The 26,263-nt window shown below is 51.1% G+C and carries 16 protein-coding genes and 1 rRNA gene; 10 read left to right on the top strand and 7 right to left on the bottom strand.

Annotation, left to right across the window (positions count from 1 at the left end; translation table 11 throughout):
* Positions 1 to 615: 615 nt before the first annotated feature.
* Positions 616 to 1,488: a tyrosine-type recombinase/integrase gene (locus KTE_RS23220; protein WP_201385107.1), complete on the top strand. Its 873-nt coding sequence runs from the start codon at positions 616 to 618 to the stop codon at positions 1,486 to 1,488.
* 379 nt (positions 1,489 to 1,867) lie between these two features.
* Here the strand turns inward: KTE_RS23220 and KTE_RS23215 are convergent, their stop codons facing one another.
* Positions 1,868 to 3,085, bottom strand: a complete 1,218-nt coding sequence (locus KTE_RS23215) for a restriction endonuclease (protein ID WP_201385105.1) — start codon at positions 3,083 to 3,085, stop codon at positions 1,868 to 1,870.
* A gap of 315 nt (positions 3,086 to 3,400) precedes the next feature.
* Positions 3,401 to 4,546 (bottom strand): helix-turn-helix transcriptional regulator, encoded by a 1,146-nt coding sequence (locus tag KTE_RS23210; RefSeq protein WP_201385103.1) that lies wholly within the window; start codon positions 4,544 to 4,546, stop codon positions 3,401 to 3,403.
* A gap of 287 nt (positions 4,547 to 4,833) precedes the next feature.
* Between KTE_RS23210 and KTE_RS23205 the strand changes: the two genes are divergently transcribed.
* From KTE_RS23205 to KTE_RS23165, 9 genes are all read left to right on the top strand, one after another.
* Positions 4,834 to 5,202: a hypothetical protein gene (locus KTE_RS23205; RefSeq protein ID WP_236600537.1), complete on the top strand. Its 369-nt coding sequence runs from the start codon at positions 4,834 to 4,836 to the stop codon at positions 5,200 to 5,202.
* Positions 5,181 to 6,086, top strand: a complete 906-nt coding sequence (locus KTE_RS23200; RefSeq protein WP_201385101.1) for a class I SAM-dependent methyltransferase — start codon at positions 5,181 to 5,183, stop codon at positions 6,084 to 6,086. Before KTE_RS23205 ends, KTE_RS23200 begins: the two co-directional genes overlap by 22 nt.
* 28 nt (positions 6,087 to 6,114) lie before the next feature.
* A complete protein-coding gene (locus tag KTE_RS23195; protein ID WP_201385099.1) occupies positions 6,115 to 6,366 on the top strand; it encodes a hypothetical protein in 252 nt (83 codons plus the stop codon).
* A 564-nt stretch (positions 6,367 to 6,930) separates the two neighbouring features.
* Positions 6,931 to 7,398, top strand: coding sequence for a winged helix-turn-helix domain-containing protein (locus KTE_RS23190; protein WP_201385097.1), 468 nt, complete (start codon positions 6,931 to 6,933; stop codon positions 7,396 to 7,398).
* Between the two features lie 401 nt (positions 7,399 to 7,799).
* On the top strand, positions 7,800 to 8,051 hold the full coding sequence (locus KTE_RS23185) for a hypothetical protein (RefSeq protein WP_201385095.1): 252 nt from the start codon (positions 7,800 to 7,802) through the stop codon (positions 8,049 to 8,051).
* Between the two features lie 134 nt (positions 8,052 to 8,185).
* Positions 8,186 to 8,304 (top strand): 5S ribosomal RNA (rrf, locus tag KTE_RS23180).
* 366 nt (positions 8,305 to 8,670) lie between these two features.
* On the top strand, positions 8,671 to 8,955 hold the full coding sequence (locus KTE_RS23175; protein ID WP_201385093.1) for a hypothetical protein: 285 nt from the start codon (positions 8,671 to 8,673) through the stop codon (positions 8,953 to 8,955).
* A gap of 92 nt (positions 8,956 to 9,047) precedes the next feature.
* Positions 9,048 to 13,229 (top strand): AAA domain-containing protein, encoded by a 4,182-nt coding sequence (locus KTE_RS23170; protein ID WP_201385091.1) that lies wholly within the window; start codon positions 9,048 to 9,050, stop codon positions 13,227 to 13,229.
* 298 nt (positions 13,230 to 13,527) lie between these two features.
* Complete coding sequence (locus tag KTE_RS23165; RefSeq protein WP_201385089.1) at positions 13,528 to 15,372, top strand: DUF262 domain-containing protein; 1,845 nt, start codon at positions 13,528 to 13,530, stop codon at positions 15,370 to 15,372.
* A 46-nt stretch (positions 15,373 to 15,418) separates the two neighbouring features.
* On the opposite strand, the gene KTE_RS23160 is transcribed toward KTE_RS23165, so the two are convergent.
* From KTE_RS23160 to KTE_RS23140, 5 genes are all read right to left on the bottom strand, one after another.
* Positions 15,419 to 17,737: a hypothetical protein gene (locus KTE_RS23160; RefSeq protein WP_201385087.1), complete on the bottom strand. Its 2,319-nt coding sequence runs from the start codon at positions 17,735 to 17,737 to the stop codon at positions 15,419 to 15,421.
* The gene (locus KTE_RS23155) at positions 17,734 to 20,832 is read right to left on the bottom strand and encodes an AAA family ATPase (RefSeq protein ID WP_201385085.1); all 3,099 of its coding nucleotides are present in this window, start codon (positions 20,830 to 20,832) and stop codon (positions 17,734 to 17,736) included. The genes KTE_RS23160 and KTE_RS23155 overlap by 4 nt, the downstream gene beginning before the upstream one ends.
* 260 nt (positions 20,833 to 21,092) lie before the next feature.
* A complete protein-coding gene (locus KTE_RS23150) occupies positions 21,093 to 21,620 on the bottom strand; it encodes a hypothetical protein (protein WP_201385083.1) in 528 nt (175 codons plus the stop codon).
* 284 nt (positions 21,621 to 21,904) lie between these two features.
* Positions 21,905 to 22,213 (bottom strand): Ada metal-binding domain-containing protein, encoded by a 309-nt coding sequence (locus tag KTE_RS23145; RefSeq protein ID WP_201385081.1) that lies wholly within the window; start codon positions 22,211 to 22,213, stop codon positions 21,905 to 21,907.
* Between the two features lie 24 nt (positions 22,214 to 22,237).
* A complete protein-coding gene (locus tag KTE_RS23140) occupies positions 22,238 to 26,251 on the bottom strand; it encodes an Eco57I restriction-modification methylase domain-containing protein (RefSeq protein ID WP_201385079.1) in 4,014 nt (1,337 codons plus the stop codon).
* Between the last annotated feature and the right edge of the window lie 12 nt (positions 26,252 to 26,263).

The raw sequence follows: 26,263 nt of genomic DNA, 5'->3' as shown, positions 1-26,263 counted from the left end.
ACCTTGCCACCATCATTGCGCAGGGGCAAGGTCCATGGCACATGCTTACGCCAGAAATATGAAGAATCCTCTGCTCTCTCACCTTTGCAGATCGTCTTCAGTCTGGCAGTGCCAGCAAAGAGGAAAAGAGTTGTCGAGTCACTCCTTCTCTTCTCCTCTTTGCCCAAGCCTCACACGAGTGTTTGTGTTGAGTCACTCCACAGATGACCCGTGTGCGCAGCTGATCATTTTGCAATCAGCAGCGTATGGATCGCCTCTTTGCCCACGTTGAGGCAAAAGGAGGTCAGAGGCAATCAACTGTATCGATGTTGTATGTCGTAGAGAGCGAGAGCTACACGAGATGGATTCACTATCTCAATGTGGTGATGCTCTCTGGCGCGACAGGGCCTACAGTTCATCCTGTGGCTTCCTGTTTGCGCGTTCAGGCAAGAGGGATGGTGTCTCACCCTCCATGATGGAGGAATAAACAGAAAAGAGAGAACACCAAGATCGATCGCGGAGCGTCACCTCACCTTTGCCATCCCACATCTTGTGGTATAGCTTCGGAAAATTCTCAACACAACAAATGGCTTGTAGAGCGACACGAGAACTCTTTCGAAAGCGAGTATCAAAGAGATGGGTAAACGACCAGGGCTTATTTATGAAGCCATACAACGACTCAACCAATTGATGGCTCCGGGCGAGAAACGCTCAGAAGCCAAGGCTCAAGCACGCGCTCGAGGTGAGACCTTCTGGTCTTTTTCTGATGGGAAGATGCACGCATACCAGACACGAGAGACCTACCAGGCACTGATTATGCGTTTTCTACACTGGTGCCGGGATGTGCACGGGCTCAAACGGCTCGCTGAAGTGGATGCACGGGCAGATGAACTCGTCATCAGCTACCTCTCGGAGCGGAAGGCGCAGGGCTATAGCCCCTGGACTCTTACCACGGAGCGTTCAGCTTTTCGCCTCTTTTTCGGGTCGGGCACCCTGGCGAAACAACTAGAACTTCCTCCTCGCCATCGAGAAGCCATTCATCGATCGCGCCATCCAAACAATCCCAATCGCCATGTGCAACCACTCCATTGGGAAACGCTCCTGGCCTTTCTGGATGCAACCGGGTTACGACGGAGCGAGGTGCGGGACCTGCTTGTTCGCGATGTCCTTGACGACGAGGAGCAGGTATACATCCGAGTGCGACGCGGAAAAGGAGGCAAAGAGCGCTGGGTGCCAGTATTGCCGGGGCGAGAAAAGCACGTTCTTCAGCTCATAAAGGGACGTTCCCCATGTGAGCACATCTTTGCCAGGTTGCCCAAACACCTCAATATTCATGCCCACCGCCGCCGCTATGCACAGGCCTACTATCAACATCTCTCAGGCCGTCCCTTACCTCCCGCTTCAGGGCGCCTGCCTCAGGGAGTTGTCGATCATGATGCAGTACTGGCAGTATCACGTGCACTGGGTCACAACCGAGAGGACGTCGTTCTTACCTACTATCTCCGTTAGCATATTGCACCTGATAATAGCTTACACGCTGCTACCTTAAAATAACACAATGCGAAAGATCCAGGCCCGCCTGGCTGACAGAAGCGCATTTTACACTTATAGGAGATTTACCAAAATTTGGTAATTTAAGGCAGTAAAAACTTTTTAGTTGTTTAGAGAGCCAAAGCAAGTTTGAGGCAAAGGAATGACCATTAGAGCATTTACGGAACCCATCCTGGGGCTTGCCAACAACATGTTCGAACCGCAAGCATTCCGCCCGCTACAGACCAGTCAATAGCGGTTTTAGAGAGCAAGCGAAGTATAACAGATCTCATCTAACCACTCTCAGAGGCAGCACTGAACTTGAGAAGAGTGCCAATTGATTTGTGAGTAAGCTGTATCACGTTCTCTGGCGCGATATGTAATAGCGAAGTTGCTCATCAGCATGCTTGAGTGTATCCATCACCTCATAGTGATGTAGTTCTCGCCAAAGTTGTGGGGCAATCTGAAGGATACCTTCGTCGGGGTCATAGACGATAAAGTTCTTGATCAAGAAGCGCTCTAAAGGATTCGTAATGATGAGGCGCTTAATAGCCTGGTCACTTACTCCAAGCGGATCAACCATAAGAGAACTACTTTGCTCCAGAGGTTGGCCCGCCCGGATCTGCTGCACGTAATGGTCTCGAAATATTCTGACCAGGTCATCAATCTGTACCTTGCCCTCACGATCGACGAGCTGAAAGAAGGCCTTGATCATAACCGGCTTATAGGACCGTGATAGATTCCGGCTTTTTGCAAAGTCGAGGAATTCTTGCTTCCACTCGTCGCTTGAGGTTGGTGTGCTCAGAAGCCCAAATCTTTGTCGAATGAGCTCAATGCGATCGCGTCGGAAATAGTAGTTCGCGCGGCCTCCAGATGCCTGAGTTGCATCCGGCTGCAACGCTTCCTGCTCAACCCAGCGACGCACTCGGGCTGGATCAACACGAAGGGCATATCCTAAAGCATTCAATGAGATGAGGTCCTCTTCCGGCTTCAGGTCAATCGACTGCGTCTCTGAAGTTCCATTTGGCACATAATTTTGTGTATTTTCCGCGAGATGACCCACAAGCAAGCGTCGCATCGACTCAAAAGCAGAAAAATAGTCAGGATCAATATCCAATTTTTGGGCGTCAAACGTCGAAGGTTTAACGCCCAGATGATGCTCTACCATCATTGAGACGATCTGATCACCATTTAAGGTCAGGATACGAGGAATCGATGATGAGGCCTTTTGCAAGGCACTCGGCGCATAGCTCGCTGTCGTCATGAACATGCCATCCGAAAAACGTCCTGACAATGCCCCGATAAACCGATCTATATCTGGCCGTTGTACGTTACTTCTATGGCGCTTCACCTGTATCCCAATAGGAATACGAAACTGCCCTGCCACCAAATTGCCAAGAGCATCAATCCCGCCATCGCCGATATAGCGCGTGACGGATACCGCCTCTAACCCTGCGTAAACCAAAAAATCCCCTGCAAAGAACTCAAAACTCCTTGCAGACATACTCAGCAGTTGGTGCTTCAACTCGCGTCTGATGTCAGGGTGAACTGGAGGAAGCGAGGCGTTTAAAGACATAGAGATCCTTCTCACAATCCTTTACATAGAGATTTCAGATACTACTCCAGGTAAGGTGTAGCAGGGAAATGAGCTTTCCCTGGTAAAACGAGTGGCTGGTTAAGTACATCTCTCAATGAGAAATTTACCTTGATGCAGCTTCTTATGCTCTCTTGGAGCGTATGAAAACGAAGAACAGCATCGTTGCCATCGACAGAGAGTAACCTCTGATCAAATGCAGTACCATCTGTTGGACAGGCAGCAATACCGCTACGCACATCTATGAAAGAATTCACGTTAACGTATTGGCTTAAGCAGCTCTTCGTGCTTTTGCATCTATTGAGTGTCAGCAGTCAAGGCGATGCCGAGATGAATGACGCCTGGCTCTTTCTTCCAAGGGGACTGACTCAGAGACACATGCAAATTCTGCAACCTGGTAATTGTGTTGCTCGCACCCACAGCCTTTGCCAAATCTAGCGCTTCGTGAGCAATCAAACAACAATCCTCAATCTCCCTTTTCCCATAATACGCTTCGGCTTTGCGGGCAAGAAGACGTGCTCTTCCCGGTGTTAATGTTGGATTGTATGTCTTCAGGCCTTTGTCAATCAAGGCAATAGCACGATCATAATCACGCAAAAGAAGAGCATCCACCCCTTTATGGGCCGCGACCAGAGAAGGGCTAAAAATGCGATAATTTCTTTCTTTTACCTGAGAGCGCTGTTGCAATGCATTTTCGGCTAATCCAACGGATCGCCAACACGCCTGTGATTGATTTGACTTCGCGTACGCTTCGGAAAGCATGGCTAGTGTATTCCCGCGTAAATGATAGAGCCCTTGTCCATTGACCAACTCAAGTGCATTCTGTAGGTGGGTAATCGCCTTCAGTGGCTCTTCTTTTCGCATAAAGAGAACGCCTTCACGGACTCGTATCGATGCCATTAACTCGACATCATTCAGCTCTTTCGCGACAGAAAATGCCTTCTGATAAAAGAAGCGGCTTTTATCATACAACATCATATCCCCAGCCACACTTGCCCATAATTGATACACCATACACAGTTGAACATGAGCACGGTGGTGCCACTGTTTTCCTTGCATTTTCTGGGAAAATGTCTCGACCTCCTTCACAAAGCGCTCCAATCCCTGCGATGCACTGAGAGGTCCTCCCATCAAGTGTGTTTTCCAGCGATTGGCAACCATATCTTCTAAAAAGGTCATCGGATCATCGTTAAAGAGGAACAACGCTTCGTCAATGGCTTGTTGCTGTATGTTCAGGCCCATATATGTAGCAGGGATACCAAGCAGAGCAACAAGAAACCGTCTTCTATTGAGATCTTCTATCACAGCTTCTTTCTCCAGTCTCTGCACTGTACGCAAACTGACATGCATGGCATCCGCGAGGTCTTGTTGAGACATATTCATGTGTTTGCGATACCTGGCCACTAACCCTCCCTGATGTATCCCCGATATTTCGCTGCTCATGGCACTGTATCCCCTTTCTGAAATGACGCATTTTACAAAGAAATGTCGTTTTTGTTTCTCGCACTTCCATTTATTATTAAAAGTGCAGGGTGCATGAGATCAGCAGTTAGGATAGTGAAGGTCCGAATTTCACTATAGTCTCGAGAGGGTAACGTGCATTGGTTATCTTTCTTGAGTGTAACATGCAGATACGCGCAAAGCAACATGTATCCTGCACGCTCTGCAAAAATAGAGATCAAACCTGGAAAAGCGAGAAGTACACATAGGAAAGCTCTAAAAAAGGCGAAATGATGATAGTACATAGACACATCTCATCACTACCCACAGAAACCATGCCTTCTCTCAAACCAGAGGGTATTCAACACGAACACATACTCACCTACAACCAGGAACAAGACCGCTGGGAAGGGGGATCCAGAGAGCGATTCCTCTGGATGGACAACGCAACGTTCCTGCTCTATGTGGATGCTTATCTGGAGTTTCACTGGATGAAGCAGCCAACTCCGGAGCAGGTGAGCGGTGCCATACAACACTGTGCTCACCTGGCATATTGGAATGGTTGCGAGCGCTTCTATGATCGTCGCGTGCATATTCAGCGCCTCACAGCAGACGAGAGCCAGATAGGAGGGCCATCATGCTTTTCTTCCCCCGCTTGAGGCGCCAAGGCCGCGGTAAGACTCCCATCTTTCAGTCTTCACCTCTCAGCGAGAAGCCAGGTACAACAATTATTGGTGATCGACGTTTCCTCGCAGATGTCCCCTATCTCTTTCCCAAGGATATGCCTGAGTACGACCGCCTCACATTTCAGCATTACTTTCTCAAAACCCTGTTGGGCCGCAATTATGTAGCTCCTCTTGAGTCTCCTAAACACATCCTCGATGTCGGGTGCGGAACTGGTATCTGGGGTCGAGAAATAGCACATACCTTTCCCGACTCACACATCGTCGGTTTCGACATTGAGCCGCAGATACTGATCTCACCCGCATGGGAGGCTCCATCCAACTGTCTTTTCGTCAAGGGCGATGTCATGCAAGGCTTACCGTTCCCTGATCATCATTTTGACTTCACACACCAGCGCCTGATGGTCGCCGCACTTCCAGCTCACACGTGGCCTTTTGTGGTGCTCGAACTGGCCCGTGTGACTCGGCCTGGAGGGTGGGTCGAACTGGTTGAAGCAGCAGATGCCTTCGAGAATATGGGACCTATGACAAAAAAGTACATGGAATGGTGGCACAAAGCCGAGAAGAAAACAGGCTTTGACGCATCTCTCATGACCCGTTTACCCGCGCTCCTTACTCAGGCAGGCATACACACGATCAAAGGCGATACATTGAAAGTCCCCCTTGGGGCCTGGGGTGGACGAGTTGGAGAGATGCTGGCAAAAGACATACATGCAATTTTCGCCAATTTAAAGCCATTCTATTGTTCTCACCTCAAGCTTTCTGAACGCGCATTTGACGAGGTACTTCAAGTACTTCCCCAGGAATGGGATACACATCATACATCCTTCCATTTTTACGTTGCTTACGGACAAAAATGATGAACTGCCAGCGCTAGAGAGGGCTGTTATGGAACGCCGTCAAGAAACGTACATGCTCGCGTTTCGTCGATCAATGACCTTTCGCTCCATACACGGAGAAACAACCTCTATTTCGTCGGCAGAAATTGTGCTCGGCGTCGAGCTGCTTCAGGAGATTCCCGCCACACGGGATACCCCTGCACTTTACGAGCTGGCGCTCACCCTTGACGGCGAGCGCAAAGTGCTCATTGTCCGAAAGAGTCTGGTGGAACTACGCAAGGAGAAAGCGAACATTTCCTGAATGGATACTCCTGAGTACCAGGACAATACACAGAGAGGAAGCATGGTGAAGATGTCTAACGCGCACCCCATAAAGCAAAACATGAATTGCCTGATGCACACGAGCGAGACAATAGGCATGGAACGAGGTATATCTCTACAGTCACATCTATCAACCAGAAAATACCAAAGGCTGGTTTCACACAATACCCCCGAAGACCAGACATGTCTCGACCAAACCCCTGATCAACCCAAAGAAGACTTGAGGGGAGAAAAACTGATTCCACTTTCAATGACGACGGGTACCGCTCGGCATGGACAGCAATGTATCCCATATCGGCGACGTGCCAACCTGCTTTTCCTCGGTTTTCCCCGGGCGGAGCAGTCCTACTTCTGCAAACACATCTCTCCAAAGAGCTTTCTCATCCGCCTGGTTGCATCATGGGAACATCCCTCTGATCTACGGCATCTCCAACCCGACCTATTATTTATCTACGACCCAGCTATCGCAGTCTGTGGGCGGTTGCGATCGTCATTTCCATGCCTCCCATTGCTGGCCTACTCGCCGCGAGAGGATACGTCTCATATGATCTGTATCCTCGATGCCGGCGCTGACGACTGTATAACATCATTTGTTGGAATCGAAGAAGTACAGGCTCGTCTGCGTGCTCTGCTGCGCTCCTATCATTCGCCGGCTTTCCTCTCAGCTACCGCCGCACCCCTTCTTATTCTGAGCGAGGATCGGCATATCCAGTTAGATTTAGCAGAACAATGTGTATGCGTTCAGGGGAAAACATATCATCTCACGACAAAAGAGAGCGCAATCTTATGCGAGCTGATGATGCAGTCGAAGAGGGTCATTTCGAATGTCACCCTTTTGCAGAGCGTGTGGGGACCCGCCTACCACCATGAGATTGACTATCTGCGCGTCTATATCAGCCAGTTACGCGCTAAGATCGAAGAAACCCCTTCACAACCGCGTTATCTGGTCACGGTCACCAGAGTTGGATATGTTTTCAACCAGTCCTGCTCGCTCTTTCTCCATGGGCAATAGCAGCATATACAAAACCCACAAACCAGCTTTCGATGATACTAGAAACTTCGCACAACTAAGCACTCAAAGTAAAAGTTTAGCGCTCGCACATTTAACAACATAGCCGCAAAAAATAGCATAAGTGAAACGAGCCAATTTATGCCATACTAATAATAGCGTCTATTATGGAGAGGAGAGCCTTATGGCTTCTACATGGCCCGAGAGTATTCATTATCCAACAAATTCTTCAGAGCGTCTTCCTGAGGGCGACCAACGCAACCGATGGCAAGCATTCTCTTCACTACAGATTTCCTTTCTAGAAGAGACGCTCGCAGCAGCAAAACCATGTTTAATACGCCAGGCTCAACGGAAGGGTATCGCGCCTGATCCGCTGGATGATATTGTCGTTGCCTGGGCGCGTCATGACATTGGCCAATCCCATCTTTGCCTTCTGCTCTATCCTTGCCGTTGGCCTTGCAGGCTATCTGGATAGCAACACACTGCACACGCTACACATGAAGATCGTTGGCATAGCCATTGGCCCCATCGATACTATCTTCTTTGGTGCTGGTGTGCTGGCAACATGCGGCGGCCTATATGCGGTTGTAAATCTACGCCAGGGAAAGATGAAAAGTGCAGAAGACACTATGAAAACGACGATAGAGAAATCATAATGTGCATTGTATCCCTTTTACTTCGTTGAAAACGAACGAAATTGCAGCAAGAGATATTGGCAAAAACGTTGATAAGCCGCAAACGTGAAGATAGCTTCTCCCCGTCAATCGGAGACGTTTGAATGCGCAGGTGAACCAGTGGTTATTGCGAAGAGGGTGCATCCGTTCCCATCCCGAACACAGTAGTTAAGCTCTTCAGCTCCAACGATACTCTAGGAGCGCAACCCCATGAAAAATTAGGACACTGCTATTTCGCCCACTCACACAGGCGATTCTTTGATTCTTCCAGAGCTAATAACACTTCTTCTTACTGGTCGTCGCACCAATCATCGTGCTAATCACATTGACATACGACACTGCATTGAACATTCTCCACGGCTAAATATTGCAAGCATGATCTCACAGAGCACAAATTACATGCAATTCTTGCTTATATTGACATCTGGATAATTTGGCATTACACAATATAAGTTTCTATTTACGACCTTCCTGAATCTCTGCTATACTCAGCCATGCATAACACTTGCGTTTGTTTTTATTTCTAATAACTATCAAAATTTTTTTATGTACTTTTTGCCTCCTCCACATCACATCCTACCAAGAGAGAAGGAAAGGACAATTGGTGCTATCACAAACCGATACGACTGCGCAGGAAGCGCGCTCCAAGCTCTTCCAAATCTTCCGTTATGCGCAAGCCTTTAATCACCTACAAAATCCAGTACAGCAAGATGTTGAGAAACAATCATGGTCACTCTGGCTCAATAATCTTCCAGTTCACTCCTGCATTCGCCTTGGCATCAGTAGCGGAGAAGAGGATACCACCTCTTCCCTCTCAACACATCAGCAAACAAGGCTCAGTGACAACAGAAAAGCAGCAGAGTCTGGCAGCGATAACTTATCTTAAAGGTCAAACGACCAACGCTCACTGATCCTCCAGTCCCCCCCAAAGAGATACTCCCCTGGTTAGAAAATGGCTGGCAGAACATCGATGGGCAAGTGCGACTTAATAGTACAATAACACCTAAATTTAACGAGAACCCTAAAAGAGAACAGCAGCTAAAACAATGGCAGGCCGTTCGCGAGCAATGGGTCAAAACAGAGCAGCCCGCCCGCAAGGCAATGGAGGTCTTTGACCAGCTATATGCGCTACGCGCTCAGCTGGAGCGAGAGGCAGAACGGGTAGAACTTATCCTAGGTGATGGCATTCTCGACTGGGATCCAGCCAGAACCCAGAACGGCGTCTACCACCCTATTTTGCTGATCCGCCTGCAGCTTACTTTCAATGCACAGATTCCAGAATTTACGCTAAGCACGACAGAGCATGCGCCTGAGTTCTACACATCCGTGCTGCAGACACTACCCGAGATCAATACCACAGCGATTGGTCGGGCGCGGCAAGAGTTTGAACAAAATACAGTCCATCCACTCGGAGATGAGGATACTACTCAATTTCTGAAGCGTTTTATCAACCTGCTTTCACCTCGTGGTGAATTCATCTCACACCCCAGCCCACGCACTCATCGACAATATCCATCTATTTCACGCAATCCCGTCATCTTCCTACGGAGCCGCGCGCTCGGATACAATACCGCGTTTGAAGCCATTCTCGAGCACATTCCTCACCAGAACGATCTTCCATACTCCCTCCTCAGCCTAACTGGCATCAACGCGGTGAATAGCGGGTCCCACACACAAAATTCGCCTGACATGCTTCTGGCCTCACCCAACGGAGAAGATGAGCGCATTCTCTTCAGCAAACCGGCAAACACGGAACAGCTTGAGATCGCCCGTCGCCTCGACCATTATGGCGCAGTTCTTGTTCAGGGCCCTCCGGGAACAGGAAAGACACATACCATTGCGAATCTGCTCGGACATCTCCTAGCTCAAGGGAAAAGTGCTCTCGTCACAAGCCATACATCGAAAGCGCTCAAAGTATTGCGCGAGAAAGTGGTCGAGCCTCTCCAACCCCTTTGCGTCAGTATTCTGGAAGACGATAGCCGTAAGGAGATGGAGCGAGCTATCGATACGATTACGGAGCGCCTCTCTTCTATCAATGTGCATACACTTGAGCAAGAAGCCAGGGGACTCACGCAGCAACGTATTGACCTGATCGAGGAACTCCGCAAAACGCGTGGGCAGCTCCTGGAGGCTCGTCAGAGCGAATATCGAGAAATTGTACTCGATGGGCGAACGTATGCGCCTTCAGATGCAGCGCGCTATGTAGCCGCCAATAGTGCAACCCACAACTGGATCCCAACCCCCATCACACCCGATACCTCTCTCCTACTCACAACAGAGGAGATAGTCAGCCTCTATCGCACCAATGTAACTGTCACGCCTCAGGACGAGCGTGAAATGGCGGTTGGCCTACCCAATCCTCAAAGCCTTGCATCTCCTGTAGACTTCGATCAATGGGTACAGGAACACGAGCACCTTATCAAAGAGCAGCTGGATTTTCGCCGTGATGTCTGGATAGAAACACCTCACAGCCCATCCATAGAAGATTTCCAGCAGCTGCAACATCGCCTGATCCAGGCCCTGGAACCCCTCAAAGCTTCAAACCAGGAGCAACGCTGGCGCCTGACAGCCATCGCCGCCGGACGTGCAGGTGGCGCTAACCGTCAAATATGGGATGATCTCATTGCTAAGATCGAGCAGGTTGAAAGCGTTGCGCTCCAGGCCCAACCACTCCTCCTGGAGTACGACCCCTCTGTGCCAGAGAGCGCCTTCTCACCGCAAACAGAGCGCGCTCTCGACGACATTCTGAAGCATGTTGAGCATAGTGGGCGCCTCAAAGGGATGACACTACTTCTCCATCGCGATTGGAAGACACTGATCGAGCAGGTACAGATCAAAGGGCAACGCCCGGAGACGAAAGAGCATTTTCTCACGCTGCTCCTGTTTGTGCGTCTGATGAATGTCCGCAAGGAGTTAGCCGGACGCTGGCAGCGACAGATGTCGGTTCTCGGTGCCGCAGATGCAGCCGCATTGGGGAGAGAACCAGAAAAGGTATGCAGACAGTACATCTATCAATTACAGCAATGCCTCTCCTGGTTTGACGCCACCTGGACGCCACTTGAACAAGAACTTAAACGCTATGGCCTTCAGTGGGAGACGATCCTGGCAGAAATGCCAGTAAACTTGTCTGAGCATGGAGAGCTCATGCGTCTTTCTGACGCCGTCCAAGAAAAGTTACCGCCAATCCTGGCAGCAGAGATCAATCGCCGCCTCTATCAGGCCAATGAGGCCCACTTTATGGGCTTACTCCGTGTCCTTGATCAAAGTAGCCAGTCGCAAACGCATGCGGAAGTGGTGCAGCGACTACGCGGCGCCATTAAAGGCTATCTGCCTCATGCCTATCGTGAAGCCATTGAACGCCTCGTCGAACTTCATGAACGACAGAGTGAGTTACGTACTCGCCATAGCCTCCTGGAGAAACTAGGAAAATGTGCGCCTGGCTGGGCCGCCGCCATTCGCCAGCGAGACGGCATCCACGGGCAGCGAGCACTTCCGACAGATCCACAAGAAGCCTGGCATTGGAGGCAATTGCAGGATGCCCTTGAGCGCCGCTCGAAGGCCTCACTGGAGCAACTCCAGGAGCGCTGCCTGCACTTAAGCCAGAACATTCATACTGCGACAGCGGAACTGGTGGAAAAGAAGGCCTGGGCGGCTCAGGTACGTCGCACGAGCTTAGAACAGCGGCGCGCCCTCCAGGGCTGGAAAGAGATTATGCGCAAGGTTGGCAAAGGCACAGGCAAGCGTGCCGCGCAACTCCTCGCGGAGGCGCGTCGCCTCATGCCCGTCTGTCAAACCGCCGTTCCCGTCTGGATCATGCCGCTGAGCCGGGTGGTGCAAAACTTTGATCCCCGCCGCAACAGCTTTGATGTCATCATTATCGATGAGGCCAGCCAGGCTGACATCAAAGCCCTGGCCGCGATCTATATGGCCAAACAAATTGTGGTCGTGGGCGACGATGAACAGGTCACTCCCATCGATGTGGGGCAGAAGCTTGAGCAGGTAGACAAGCTCATCAACGAGCACCTCCAGGGCATTCCCCTGGCATCCATCTATGATGGGCGCCTCTCCATTTACGCCCTGGCCAAGACCACATTTGAGCCTGTCTGCCTGCAAGAGCACTTCCGTTGCGTTTCCCCTATCATCCAGTTCAGCAATATGATGTCCTACAACGGCAAGATCAAACCATTGCGCGATGACAGTGAGGTACAACGCAGACCGGCAACCATTGCCCATCGTGTACAGGCATTTGACACAGCCGGGCAAGTCAACGAGCCGGAGGCGCAGGCCATTGCCTCTTTCATCATTGCTGCGAGCCAACAGCCTGAATACGAGGACGCAACCTTTGGAGCCATCTCAATGGTCGCCGACAAACAGGCACTCTGCATCGACAGCTTGTTGCGTCAACATCTCTCGGTCACGGAATATACCCGCCATCAGATCCTCTGCGTTAGTCCCGCCCAGTTTCAGGGAGATGAGCGCGATGTGATCTTCCTCTCGCTGGTGGACACCCCCAAAGGCGATGGGCCGCTCTCGCTCAGAAGTGAAGACGCCTTCGAGTACATGTACAAGAAGCGCTTCAATGTCGCGGCGAGCCGCGCGCGCGACCAGCTCTGGGTCGTCCATTCGCTGGATCCCCACATCGACCTGAAAGATGGCGATATTCGCAAACGCCTTATTCTCTATGCCCAGAATCCAGAGCACCTCATGGCAAGCCTTGCGGAACAAGAACACAAGGTGGATTCCGAGTTTGAGCGACAGGTCCTGAGCCGACTGATGCAGGCTGGCTATCGCGTGGTTTCACAGTGGCCGGTCGGCGCCTATCGCATCGACCTTGTCGTCGAAGGCAACGGTCAACGCCTGGCGGTAGAGTGCGACGGCGATCGCTGGCATCCTCTCGAGAAGCTCGAAGAGGATATGGCGAGGCAGGCGATCCTGGAACGCCTGGGGTGGCGCTTCGTGCGTATTCGCGGCAGTCATTTCTTCCGCAATCCCGACCAGGCCATGGTGCCCGTCTTCTCCCGCCTGCGTTCGCTAGGCATCCCTCCCACCAATCACAGTACGGCAACGCAACCTGTGAGCGCAGACGGGAAGGAGCTCCAGGCTCGCATCCTGCGAGAGGCCGCTGCACTGCGCATGCAATGGCAAACCGGGAAGAAATAGAGACTCCCTTTGCAGTCCCACATATATCAGCGCCAAGGCCAGTTACTTAGGTAAGCAACTGGCCTTGGCGCATTGATAAGGGAGTAAAATATCACTCACTTCAAAGAGAGATGCTTACCAGATAATCTCTTTTTAAAACGAGTTTTTGCACGCATATACCCTACGATGTGCTTTAAAATACGCCCTAATCCTTTACACAGGAGTTTTCCTATCCACCTGCCTAATGTGATACTATATTAAAAGTTCAAAAGGTTCCTATTGTTAAATAACGTCTTGAAGAAGGAACAGAAGCGCCAGCATGAACAAGATAGATGCCCAAGCAAAATCTATTACAGACCTACTCAGCAACAAAAAATACACTGTTGACTACTATCAGCGAGAATACAAATGGGAAGCCAAACAAATTATAGAGTTGCTTGAGGACCTAGAAGCTAATTTTCTCAATAATTATGAAGAAGGTCATCCACGTAGCGCTGTGGAAGACTATAAGCACTACTTTCTGGGATCGATCATTGTCAGCGCGCGCGACGGCAAGAAGTTTATTATCGATGGGCAACAGCGTCTAACGTCCATTACGTTACTGCTGATCTACTTGCATAACCTCCAGCAAGATCGTCCAGAAGCAGAACAGGTGGACATTGGCAAGCTCATTTTCTCTGAGAAATATGGCAAGAAATCCTTCAACCTGGATATCGATGAACGAGCTATGTGCATTGAAGCGCTTTACAATCAGCACGCGATCAGCTTTGACGTGAATAATGAATCCGAGTCAATTCGCAACATTCTGGCCCGTTATGACGATATTGAGAGCAATTTCCCTCCCACCCTGGCAAACGGCCGACTTCCATACTTTATCGATTGGCTTAAAGAGAATGTGGACCTGGTTGAAATTACTACCTCCTCTGACGAGGATGCCTACACCATCTTCGAAACCATGAATGATCGTGGCCTGAGCCTGAGTCCTACTGATATGCTCAAGGGCTATCTCCTTGCCAATATTGCTGATTCAAAGGAGCGCGCAAGTGCTAATAGTCTCTGGAAAGAGCAAATTTTCAAACTAACTCGAGCAGGGAAGGAAGAGGATGCTGACTTCTTTAAGGCCTGGCTACGCGCAAAATACGCATCTACTATTCGCGAACGAAAAAAAGGGAGTACTCCAGGAGACTTTGACATTATCGGAACAACATTTCACAAGTGGGTACATGATCAGAGCCGATTTATTGAATTAAACAACACAGAAGATTTTCTTGAATTCGTGACAAAGCAAATGAAATTCTTCTCGAGCCAGTACATCCGTATACGAGAGGCTGCCGAGACTCTTACCCCTGGCATGGAATACATTTACTACAATGCCCACAATAACTTCACGCTCCAATATCCACTCTTGCTCGCACCACTAAGATCGGAGGATGATGCTGATACCACACAACGCAAAATACGATTAGTAGCTGGGTACCTCGATATCTTCATTGCCAGGCGTGCGGTAAACTTCCGAACGATGGATTACTCATCCATTGTCTATACTATGTTCAATTTCATGAAAGAGATTAGAGAGCTTGATGTTCATTCGCTAGCTAGACTACTGAAACAAAAAGTTGTGACTATGGAAAACTCCTTTGCTGGCGTGGTACCATGGTTCCGCTTGAACCTATGGAGCAAAAGGTACATTCATCATATTCTTGCGAGAATGACACACTATATTGAGACACAATGCGGCATTGAATCAAGCTTTGTTGCATACACCTCAAAAACAATTAAAAAGCCCTTTGAGATAGAGCATATCTGGTCAAACAAGTATAGCTATCACCAGGAAGAAATTCCCAATAAAGAAGATTTTGACATATATCGCAGCCGCTTCGGTGGACTGCTCTTACTTCCTCGAGGCTTCAATCAAAGCTTTGGCGATAAATCTTACAGCGAAAAAATGGATCATTATTACGGGCAAAACCTCCTGGCCAGGTCACTCCACCCTCTCTGCTACCAGAACAATCCATCTTTCTTACACTTTGTAGAACAGAGCGGGCTACCCTTCCGACCCCATGAAACGTTTACTAAAGAGGATCTTGATGAGCGCCAGCGCTTGTATCAGCTCATCTGTGAGCAAATATGGAGCCCCAACCGCTTTGATCAGGAGTTGCAGTAAGGATAATAGAGACGCGCTTTATCAAAGCGCGTCTCTATTATCCTTACTAATACGGCTCCCTAGCTGGATCAAGATTTTCAGCTATCCAGCAAAGGATGCCATTCCCTTTGTGACCTATAATAATTTCTCGTAGCTTTCTTGCCCTTTGCTTGTCTATTGGCTTACCATGAGCCAAATCATTTCGCGCGTTAGACACCTGCTCGTCATATAACCTCTTCATAACAGTTTCAAAATCTTTGGGTGATACACCTGAGAGAGATGCAACTTCTACCATCAAATCCCAATTGGAACGATCATCGCCTCTTACATCCTTACGATGCTCGTATAAACGCTTTGGAGTACCAAGAGTCCAACTTTTTTCCTTTATTGTATAATCAAACCTTTTGGGAGCATAAATTCGATGCTTTATCTCCCTCTCCAAAGCCCGACAATATTGAATAGCAGGTGCAGCCCAATCTTTCAACCCTGATTTCTCGTATTCATCCCAGACATATTCTCCACTAAGAAGAATATGTCTGGTTTCTTCAGCTAGTGAACGCGATTGGTGCTTCCAATAATCGCCAAAAACTTCGCGCAAATATTTCTCCTGTGATTGCACATCTCCATGCTTCTCAAAGTACTGCTCAACCATTGTACCAACACTTTGCAAAATCTGGCTGCTCAGTTGTTCAGCTACATTTTCATGGTCCGCGTCACTTATCTGAAGCAGAGAGGCAGCTCCATATTCACGAAGTTTATCAATTTGCAATTTCAGGTCATCCATGTTCAAAACACGAACAACTCTAGGTGGAAGAGCTACTTGACCAACGATGTGACAGACACGAGGATCTCTGCCACAGTGATGATTGCTATGTACTAAATCAAAAATGCCCGGCCCTATATGGGGTTTAGGACAGACAGTGTCAAACTCTTGGAGTCGATCATTACTATCGTTGATACTATCGACATCCAGCATGAAACCATGGCAGGCTGGCGCGGCACGTTCGGGTAGGGAGGCTATTGCCTGATCGAGTATGGCACGCAGGCGCTCTTGAAGGCGATCACCGGGCAAGTCAGGTGTGAGCTTATAGAGCGTAAGTGAGGTGTGAACGCTGGCGCTGTTCACATATTGCCTCTCATCTGGTCTCACAGTCCCGGAGATCTGCTGACCTGGCTCGGGCGCAGCCACAATAGGGCAACACAGGGCTCCCTGAGGTGCGCGCTGTACCTGCATCAGACCCAACAGGCGCTGGATAGCCTCTCCCAGGCGTGCCTCGGCCTGCTCTGGTGCTGGATAGACCGCGGACAGAACAAAAGGCGGCTCCTTCCAGATGAGTGTGCCTTTGTGCTCCACTTTTAATGGATGTTCACGCATAATGGTGAAGCTGGGCTGCGATACAGGAATATTCTGCCAGGCAGATGCTTCACCATCATTGCTGGGTGAGAGTTGGCGCTGAAAATGAAAATGGAAACGCCGCTCCTGCCAGGTAAAGCGCCAGCGTAGTTGATTACAGCTCACCTCGACGTCACTTAGTTGGGCTTCAGGCATCTCTTGAAAGAAGGTCAGGAGTTCGAGGGCCAACCAGAGCTCATACAGCCACTGGGCCATCTGTGCATCTCTACGCCTGGAGAGCAGGGTCAGGTGCCGCTGCTGATCGGCACTGTTACCCGTAGCGCCAATGTAGAGGCTGCTTACCTGCTCCCACCAGGCCATCAGATCACGATAAGGGTTGCTTCCTGGACGCAGTTGCGCGCTGACCTGGGGCATCAGGGTATCCAGGTCGGCCTTACGGGCATCTTCCGCCAGGGCGCGCGTATGGGGGGTCGCCAGTTCGCGCTCAAGTCGCTCATCAAGACTGACAAGCTGCTGGCGCTCCTGGCTAGTGAGCATCTCCTCGCGCTGATCGTCGCGCAATGTTCCCTGCACCAACTGGCGATAACGCAGGAGAATGGCGACGACCAGCACATTCTCGGGGATATGCATGCTCTGCTGGCGCAGGCGCGTATCAAAGCGCAACGGCGGTTGATCCGGTGCTTCGGCCAGCGTTCGCGCGATGGTGCGTGACCAGTCGATCTCTCCACGCACGGGCGCTTCCTCATTGAGCGCGAGCTGGCTGGTTTGCAGACTCCACTGTCGCCGCACACGAGGCAGGATATCATCGAGCAGTTCCGCGCTGAATAGCTGCAATTTGAGGTAGCGATCATAGAACTGCAAAAGCGGCAGTGTGGGGAGACTACTCCCCACATAGAAGGTGCGAAACTGTCCCTGAAACAGTTTCTGGTCATGGCGCAAGAGAAGCAGCATCACACGGCGCTGCAAATGCTGGAGCCAGAGGTCACTCTCCTGGGTAGCCGCCGAAGGCGGACGTTGTAGCTGTTTGCTCATAGACCATGCTCCGCTTTATAGGTGCGCAGGCGGCGCGCGAACTGGGGTAGCTTATAGGCAGGATGATCCAGGTGAAAGGCTACGTGGAGTATGCCAGCAGGGATAGCTGGCTCCTCCTCTCCCAGCAAGGCTTCTACCTCTTCGTCCGTGAGCAACTGCCCATGCTCGGGTTCCACAATATTGCTCAAGGCCTCCAGGTGAGCATTAAGACGCCGTGGCTTGCCTGCCAGACCCATTAAGAACGCGTTATAGCGCTCGATAAAGATATCCGCGTCCAGGCGCACATACCAGAGCAAGACATCCAACTCATCCGGTAACAAGACCTGAAGCTGATCGGCAATGACGTCGCAGAGGGCGATATCCAGCGCCTGTAACCATTGCTCAAAGGTGGTGTAGCCATTCAAGATGCCGGGCGTCAGCAACTGGCGCACCAGGGAGATGATTTGCGCGGTTCCTAACTGGCGATAGACGCGCAGGACCTCCAGCAGGGGCCAGGCAATCTCTGCAAAGACCTGGTAAAGCGCGTGCTCACCGTTCCAGGCACTGGTATAGCTACCCTCGGCATCGGTATCGATCATGACGACATTCGCCCAGGTCAGCGTGCCATCCTCCTCGAACTTGATGGCCTCGGGGTTGAGATGCATCAGGTCGCGCAGGGCCTTGTAGAGCACGATGCCCTGCTCTTGCTGGCGATATACACGCGTAGGGGGCAAAACCTCTATAAAGGCGAAGCGGCGCTTGAGGGCCTCGCTGATCTGGTTAAGGTAGTTGCGATCAAAGCTATTAAGCGTACCGATAATACGGAAATCCTTTGGCAGGGGCAAGCGTACGGGTATGCCATCGATGGGGACCTGCAAGGCTTCGCCATTGCCAAGAGCCGTGAGAGCCTCGCCCAGCGCGGCATCAATGGGAGCACGATTAAACTCGTCGATAATGAGCCAGTGGCCTCTATACCTGGCCTCGCCCTGCTGCACTGGCCTGCGTTTGGCGGACGCCCATTGCGTCATCTCGCTGCCTGGCACGACCCAGTTACGCAGAATGGCGGAGGTCAAATGTCCATGCTGAGTGCGATAAGTCATCCCCGCTCCGGTCTTGCTCACCACTGGGACGATACTACTGATAAGCGTGCGTGTACTCCATTCGCTGGTCGCAGTCACGAGTGTCGTGGTATAGGCAGTCTCTGTCAACCACCGAGTTGCAGGCTGCATCTGGCCATTTTGGTCCTCAACAACTGGCGTCTCGCTCCACCAGAGGATCTCAGGAAGCAAACGGGCCAGCTCCGTCTTCCCGGTTCCTGGAGGGCCAGTTAAGATGACATGCCCATTTAGCAAGGCGTGATAGATGCGCCGCACCAGCGCCTCCTCCACCAGCACATGCCGCCGCAGTTCCGCGATCAAGCGTGAGAGCCTGGGTTCAAGGACTGGCGCGAGCTTCTCATCATCGAAGTGCTCGACCGCCTCTTGAACCTGTAGCGGTTCCGGCTGCGGCATCTCACGCTCGCGAGGAATGGCGAACTCAACCTCTTGCGTGGTATACTGCTTCCCACGCAGGGCATACAGGCCTCGGCCTACACGTTCAAAAAGATCTGGATTCGTTACCAGAACTTTAGCCACAGTATTGTCAGGTGTCTTTCCGTCAGTCCGCATACCTAATGCAAGAGCTCTAGTCGTAATATCGACGGCCCTGAGCGGCTCCTCTGCCTCTTCCAAGACATGCGCGACATAATCACGCCAGCCTTTTAAAGAAATCTCTTCATTGCCATTACCCTCAGCATCTACAAGGCTCCTTATCTCTTCAAATGATTGATTGCTTGATGTAGAGTAAGTTAATCTCAATCCATTTTCATGCACAACCTGATCATCACTCTGACTTGGCAACACCCCATACTTAGCATTGAGAATCTGGCGCTCCGCCTCTATCAGGTTGAGGGGACGCTTCATACGGTAGACGGTTGTAAGTTTCCCTTCAATATCTGGCGTCTGATCGGGCTGCTTCCAAGAATGGAGCGAGAGCCACTCGACTGGAAGGCAATGTGGGAACTCAATGTCAGGATTATAAAAGTACTCGCCTGTTACCTTACCAACACCCAACACCGTCGCCCCATTGGAAGCTAACACGAAATCGCCCGAGACGATAGACCAGCGAAAATCCGCCATTTGACGCGCGATGCGCCCAATTTCTGTGGCTGGCTTTTCGGGATAGGCCTCCTTCAGCCAGGCACGTATGTCATGCTTACCATCTTCACCATCAGGAAGTGTAGAGAGATCACCGACTTTATTAAAGCCAGTCGCGCAGTAGTTCCCCGCCTGCATGTGCTCCCAAAAATCCTCGCCGCTAATCCACCCCCTGGTACCAATGCGCCAGTAACGATGAGGATCGCCACTGCGAACATTCAATAAATGTGTGAGCGTATTGACAGCCAGTTCCAACTCGCGTGCAACAGTTATAAAACGGCCAGCACAAACATATCTGCCTTCCATAGAGGGAGGAATCTGCAAAAGTTTCACCAGGTGAAAACGCTGATAATCCCCTGCATGGTAGTCATCTAATTTATCCGGGAAAAGCAGGCTAAAATACTTATGACCCCACGCAGAGTTACTAATCTCGGGGGCAATGCGATCCATCTCCTGCTGCAGATCTTCATAGTCTTCGTCAGAGCCTTGTGCTGGCATATTTTCTAGGATCTCAACGCCAGCCAGTAATTGATCGCGTTGTTGCCGTGCTTTCTCAAGTGCCTGCCTCTGTGTGAGCACCACAGGATTTTGCGAAGAACCACTCATCCAGAAACCTGTATCGCGCTTGAGAAAGAGACCAAATTTGTAGGCACTTCCCCCGGCAATACTGCCAAAACCTGAGGGAAACTCGTCGTCGTTCTTACGTTCCAGCCAGTAGGCAAGGCTATTTTTGCCTGGCCCATGCAGTGTATCTAACAGTTCTTCGCCATCAAGATCGCGCAAGCGCTCAGGGCCAAACTTATCGCGAAAGATATCATAGTAGCGCTGGAGGTCAGCCCCTACTCGCCACTCACCCTTAGCCAGCAGCTCCTGGTAAAGATCTAAAAGCTCCCGACGAATCCGTTCATCAAGTATCGCCATCGTTTACAACACTCCAAAATCCAGTAGAATCATAGCGGTATTATGACAAATAAAAGACTATGGCATAATACAGGTAAATTTGGGAGATACAAATATCAGCTAACTGCACTTCCTCTTGTGGTAAAACTTCCATTAAGCTAGTGTTGGCGAATTGCTATTCCATACTTAGAGTGGTGGCACATATATGTCCACTTCGCCAACACTATCACTAACCAGTCATGCATACTTTCGATGACAATGGTTCTGTTTACAACCGTCTCTCAACGGCAGCGTCGAATTGTATGATGGCAGTTGGGGCCAAAGGGGACAGAGAAAGCTCGTGGATTGGAAGCAGGCCAGTATTGAGCACGATGCCCCTGGTACACCTCTTCTACAGGAAATGTCTGGCCTTCATAGAAGCTACATGTCTCACGAGCACCCTTTGGTTCAGCAGCACGGTAAACTTGACAATGTGTCATACCTTCCTGCAAAAGCCGCTTAGCAAAACCCCGAACATACCAGGTATTGAACTCAGAAAGTCCCAAACGTTCAGCCTGTTGCTGAATATTAATCCTCCGCACTCCCTTGCTATAGCTCTCAGCAGATTGCCAATACTGAGAAATCACGAGCGAATGAACAAGTGTCTGTTCATTCCCGGAAAGGATTGCTTGACGCATAAGATCGGGGAATGCAGCCTTTCCTGCAACAGACAATAACCTTCCTCTATAAGGATTGCCACCCCTTTCTTCTTGCTCAAGTTCATCAAGCATACATTGGCGAGTGATTAAATTTAGCTCTTCAAAATACATTGTTATGTATGTACTCCTCTATTTTTATTTCCAACTGCCCCTGCTTTGAAAAGAGGCATTTGCATTACTATAAAAAAATGCATGTATCATAAAAGTTTTAAAAAGCAATATGCTGACAAATCATGTCTCCACTAAAAGGCCTGCTCCTGACTCCTCGCCTCGTGCGCCACGCGGAGGGGTCAGCCAGGGGTGGATTGAGCGGCGGCTTGCGCCAGAGGAGCATTGGCTGTTGAACGATCCAGTCACCGCCAATCCCAGCCAATGCACTACAACTCATCTTAGGCTCACAACCCACACAACGAGTGGTAAATTGTTCGGGCCTGCTTCTGATCTCCTGCTGCTTGGGCCAACGCCTGTTGCCATAGCGCATACCGATCCTTCATGCAGTTGCCACATGGTCGGTATCCAGCCTCAATGGCTGTGGCTTCATCAGCGAAGAAAACGCGATGCTTGACATAGTGACCATTAGCAATCGCCCGATTCGCACTTGGACAGTCAAGACGTCCATAGATTTTGAGCCCTTTATGCCCTCCAAACGTGCCTTTCAGAGTACTTTGGTATGGCTTTCCATCCGGGCTAATCAATGTGTACATTATTATTGCTCTCTTTCTTCTCTCTTACTCTCCGCTGACCCTGGCCTGGTGCGCCACGCGTGGGTCAGCCGGAGGTGGATCGAGCCGCGTCTGGTAGGCCTGGCCGCCCTCCATAGCGCGCTGCATCTCGTCGTAGATTTCGAGGATCACGCGCTTGGTGCGGTACTCGCCATGCTGCTTCTCGTCGTCGCGCTTGAGGATGGGGAAGGTCTCCATGATATAGTCCACATCCTCGCGTTTGATGCCATAGAGGTGGAAGTAAGCAGCATCCAGTTCGCAGCGCAGGAGGAAGCGCCGCTCCTCATCCCAACGGAAGGGAGGGCCGTCATAGCCACAATCTTGGGCAAAGGCTTCGAGGTCCCAGGCAGTATAAGTAAGCTCAAGAGCACGAGGAAAGATCCAATTGCTCAAGGAAATGCCATTACTCCAAGAACATGTTTCTCTATGGAGGCTTGGTGATAAAATGGGAAGTTGCTTTAAGATAAAGAAGCTTAACTTGACTCCGCCCAGCTTCTGCCTAGAAAAATAGTCAAAAACAAAAGAACCGATACAGTAACACAGATACAACGCATCATTTGAACTCTTAGACCTGAGATTTACGACCTGTAAGGTATCACCACAAGCAACGGCTGGCACGATAGAAGGTATTAATGTTCTATAATCAACAGATCGTGTAATAGCACGAAGCACAAGAAGAGAAGTACTTCCTTTCTGCATATAATCTGGAAGCGTAGAGTGGTGAACCCAATATTTAGGTATTGTCAGCGCCCAAGGATTAGCATGCTGTTGTGCAGTTAATTGCGGTAAGTTGCCTTTATTCGCCTGAGCTTGTGTCTGGCCTTCATATGTACCATAGCGATTATCGAAATGTCTTATCATTTTTCCTTCATAAAGAGGGAGGAATTTCTCTTTTTCTTTATAAAAAACATTTCCCTGAAGAAGCCAACCTTCAGCCTTTAACTGCTCCTGCGTACAAAATACATGTGAATCATTTGCCATATCAAACATTCGCGAAAACAAAATCTGCCAAGGGTTTTCCTCAAGGCTTTCTCCCCTAATTAGAACTGGAAAGCGAGTATATGCTGCCTTGGCTAATTCTACATCTCGTTTAAATCGAAAAGTCGGGCAATTCCGTGTATTCGGATTCAAGATAGCAATATCATCAGATGATAAAGAGAAATGCCTATTTGAGTCACTCAAATAGGAAGTTTGACGGGCAAAAAATACAAAATCAGTAAAAGGATGCTTTCTCTCCTTTCCAGAAATCGTCATTAGGCAGAACTTTGTCGCATTATGGACGGCAGGAAACACATGCTCCTCGTTTTCAAAACTATATAAACTAGCTAAAGTGCTAGTACTCATTAGGTCCTGGAAGAAGAATTTGGTGGTGTCATCGGTGGCAATACCGGAGGGAACGATGCAACCGACACGCCCGGTAGGACTGACAATCTGGCGCATGTCTTCGGCGAAGATGGCGTAAGTATTAATATCACCGCGCCCACAGAGCGGGTAGCGCTCACTGCGCCGGATCAAGTAGCTCTCGCCTTCGGCTTTACGCAGGTCTTCGCGGAAGGCGGCATAGAGGGCAGGGTCTCCCTGCTCCAGGGCAACAATCATCTTACGGCGATGGGCGGCATTGGCGGCGTTAGCGATGGCGGGATTGCGTGAGGCAAACCACTCCTTCTCCTGGATCTTGATCTTCTCCCATGGTGGGTTGCCCAGCACGACGTCGAAGCCGCCGGACCAGCCGGTCTGCTCGTTTTCGGGCTGTTCGTTTTTGCCGGGGACGCGGAAGACGTCAGGGAAGGCCAGGTGCCAGTGGAAGAACTGATACTGTTGGGCGAGGCGCGCGACTTCTTCCTTCATCCAGGCAGCGAGGGTGTGGGGGTTGCGCTCTATTTTGCGGAAGGTCTCCTCAGTGATAGGTGGCTCGAACTCGCGTGTCTTCTTCCAGACGAAGGCGGCACACCAAGCGTCGGCCCAGAGCTTGCTATATTCATAGTCTGAGGACTTTACCAGCTTGTCGTAGTACTCCTGCTTGCGGCGCACATCCTCGACGGTGTCTTCGCCCATCTCCTCCAACTGCATGATACCTGTCAACAGGTCGCCCAGGCGATCCCAGGGCTGCAAATTCTCGTTGAAGAGGCTGAGCTGGCCCGCGCGCATCTGTTTGTTGCGCTTTTTGTAGTCGCTACAGACCTTCTTGTCGTCACCCTCGATAGACTCGAAGGCAGCGTCGGGGATGCCTTGCTTAAGCAGGGCTGGCGTGGTACCGAGGAGGCTGTTGCCACACTGGATGTGGGCGTCGAGGAAGGAGAGGGGCTTGCCAGGCTCGATGGCCTCCATCCAGAGGCTGACTTTGCAGAGTTCGACGGACATGGGGTTGATGTCGACGCCGTAGATACATTTGCCTACGACGTCGCGCAGGGCCTTGCGGCGTGCCTCGGGAGTTGGCTCCTCTTCTCCGGTGCGCACATAGGCCAGCTTCTTGGCCATGCGGTGCGCGGCGGCGACGAGGAAGTGGCCGCTACCACAGGCGGGATCACAGACCTTGAGGTTGAGGATAGCGCTCTCGGGATCGGGCTGCGTGACGGCCTCCTCCAGCACGGGGTCGAGGGCGGAGTCGAGCAGGCAGTTAATGAGACTGGTGGGAGTGTAGTAGCTGCCGGTGGTCTTGCGCTCGTTGCCGCTGGCGCTGGCTAGCTCAAACTTGGCGCTCTCGATGTGCAGCACAGGGTGCAGTTCGAGCAGGGACTCGTAGACGCTGCCCAGCTCTTCAGAGCCGAGGTTTTTGTAGTCGACAACGCGGCGCGTGCGCCCGCTGGCGGTGTAGGCCAGGGAGCGAATGGCCGCCAGCAGAGCATAATTCGCCAGCTCGCAGTCATTCAAGTCTTCGATGGCCTGGCGCGAGAAGAGGAAGCCGTTGAGGGCGGGAAGCCCCAACTCGCGACAGCCCTCGGCAAGGCCCAGTTTGTTCATGACCAGGCGCAGGCTGTGAAAGAGGTCTCCATGGCGCGTGCCGATATGCTGCTCGGCCAGGAAGCGCAAGCGCGAAGTGGAGTAGTAGCGGGTATAGACCTCGCGGTTGGCAGAGAGCGCCTCGGGATCAAAGAGGATATCGCGGTCCTCGGCGACGAAGAGCACAATCAGGCGGTAAACGAGGCGTAGAATCTGGCGGTAGTAGTCCTGGGCTTGCAGCTCGCCCGTGCGCAGCTTTTCGCGCAGAGGACCATTGGCGGGATGGGCCAGGAAGCCGCTGCCTAGATCGGTGATGGCCTGCTCGACACCGTCGCGTAGGTCACCAAGGGCGCGTACGCCCTGCTCATGAGCCGTGCGCGACCACTTCTCCAGCCAGCACTCCTCGGGGCGCTCGGCCTCGACTCGCGACTCGTGACAGAGCAGCCAGAGCAGGACGAAGTCGGCATAGACCTCGCCATTCATCATGGATTCGAGATCGAACTCGACATAGGCCTGGCGTGTCAGGCTGACGTTATCGCGCAGGATGCGCAGCTTCAGGCCATTGGAGACGATGCCCCACAAATACTCATCCGAGCGGTTGAGCAGCTCCTGCAAGAGACTATGTGGACTGCTGCGCATGGCGCCCGCCGCGCTCCTGGTCATATGATCGAGGTCGACCTTGTAGCTCACCAGGTGAATGGGGGTATGGTTCCAGCTATGCGAAATAGAGTAGCTCTTCTCGCCAATCTCAATGGGCTTCGTCGTGAACAGGCGGCCATAGCCCAGCTCGCTAAAGAGGGGAAGCAGCCAGCGCTCACGCGTCAGGGTGGTGCCGCTATCCGTTTCGGGAAGGCGGGCTTGCGCGAGCTTGAAGGCATTCCAGGCGCTGAGGACGCGCAGCCAGGCGCGGTTGATGGCCTCGTTGAGCTTCTCGGCCGTCAGGTGATAGGCCTCTGGTGTCAGGCCCGCAATCTGGGAATCATTCTGTGCGATACGCTGAAGCAGGTCCATGGGCAGGTTTGCCCCTTCAGTGTGGACGGTGGAGAAGATGGCTTGTTGACGTTTGCGTATAGCGACCATGCCGGGTGTTCT

This window comes from Ktedonobacter sp. SOSP1-85 (genome assembly GCF_016587415.1).
Taxonomy (GTDB): Bacteria; Chloroflexota; Ktedonobacteria; order Ktedonobacterales; family Ktedonobacteraceae; genus Ktedonobacter.
Note: the sequence above shows the minus strand (reverse complement) of the source record. Positions and strands in the feature narration are given on the sequence as shown.

Bases quoted from the DNA above. Each gene is read 5' to 3' on its own strand.
- KTE_RS23160 (WP_201385087.1), bottom strand. From the start codon at position 17,737: ATGAGCAAACAGCTACAACGTCCGCCTTCGGCGGCTACCCAGGAGAGT.
- KTE_RS23220 (WP_201385107.1), top strand. From the start codon at position 616: ATGGGTAAACGACCAGGGCTTATTTATGAAGCCATACAACGACTCAAC.
- KTE_RS23185 (WP_201385095.1), top strand. From the start codon at position 7,800: ATGACATTGGCCAATCCCATCTTTGCCTTCTGCTCTATCCTTGCCGTT.
- KTE_RS23165 (WP_201385089.1), top strand. From the start codon at position 13,528: ATGAACAAGATAGATGCCCAAGCAAAATCTATTACAGACCTACTCAGC.
- KTE_RS23210 (WP_201385103.1), bottom strand. From the start codon at position 4,546: ATGAGCAGCGAAATATCGGGGATACATCAGGGAGGGTTAGTGGCCAGG.
- KTE_RS23145 (WP_201385081.1), bottom strand. From the start codon at position 22,213: ATGTACACATTGATTAGCCCGGATGGAAAGCCATACCAAAGTACTCTG.
- KTE_RS23150 (WP_201385083.1), bottom strand. From the start codon at position 21,620: ATGTATTTTGAAGAGCTAAATTTAATCACTCGCCAATGTATGCTTGAT.
- KTE_RS23195 (WP_201385099.1), top strand. From the start codon at position 6,115: ATGGAACGCCGTCAAGAAACGTACATGCTCGCGTTTCGTCGATCAATG.
- KTE_RS23155 (WP_201385085.1), bottom strand. From the start codon at position 20,832: ATGGCGATACTTGATGAACGGATTCGTCGGGAGCTTTTAGATCTTTAC.
- KTE_RS23205 (WP_236600537.1), top strand. From the start codon at position 4,834: ATGATGATAGTACATAGACACATCTCATCACTACCCACAGAAACCATG.
- KTE_RS23215 (WP_201385105.1), bottom strand. From the start codon at position 3,085: ATGTCTTTAAACGCCTCGCTTCCTCCAGTTCACCCTGACATCAGACGC.
- KTE_RS23190 (WP_201385097.1), top strand. From the start codon at position 6,931: ATGATCTGTATCCTCGATGCCGGCGCTGACGACTGTATAACATCATTT.
- KTE_RS23200 (WP_201385101.1), top strand. From the start codon at position 5,181: ATGCTTTTCTTCCCCCGCTTGAGGCGCCAAGGCCGCGGTAAGACTCCC.
- KTE_RS23140 (WP_201385079.1), bottom strand. From the start codon at position 26,251: ATGGTCGCTATACGCAAACGTCAACAAGCCATCTTCTCCACCGTCCAC.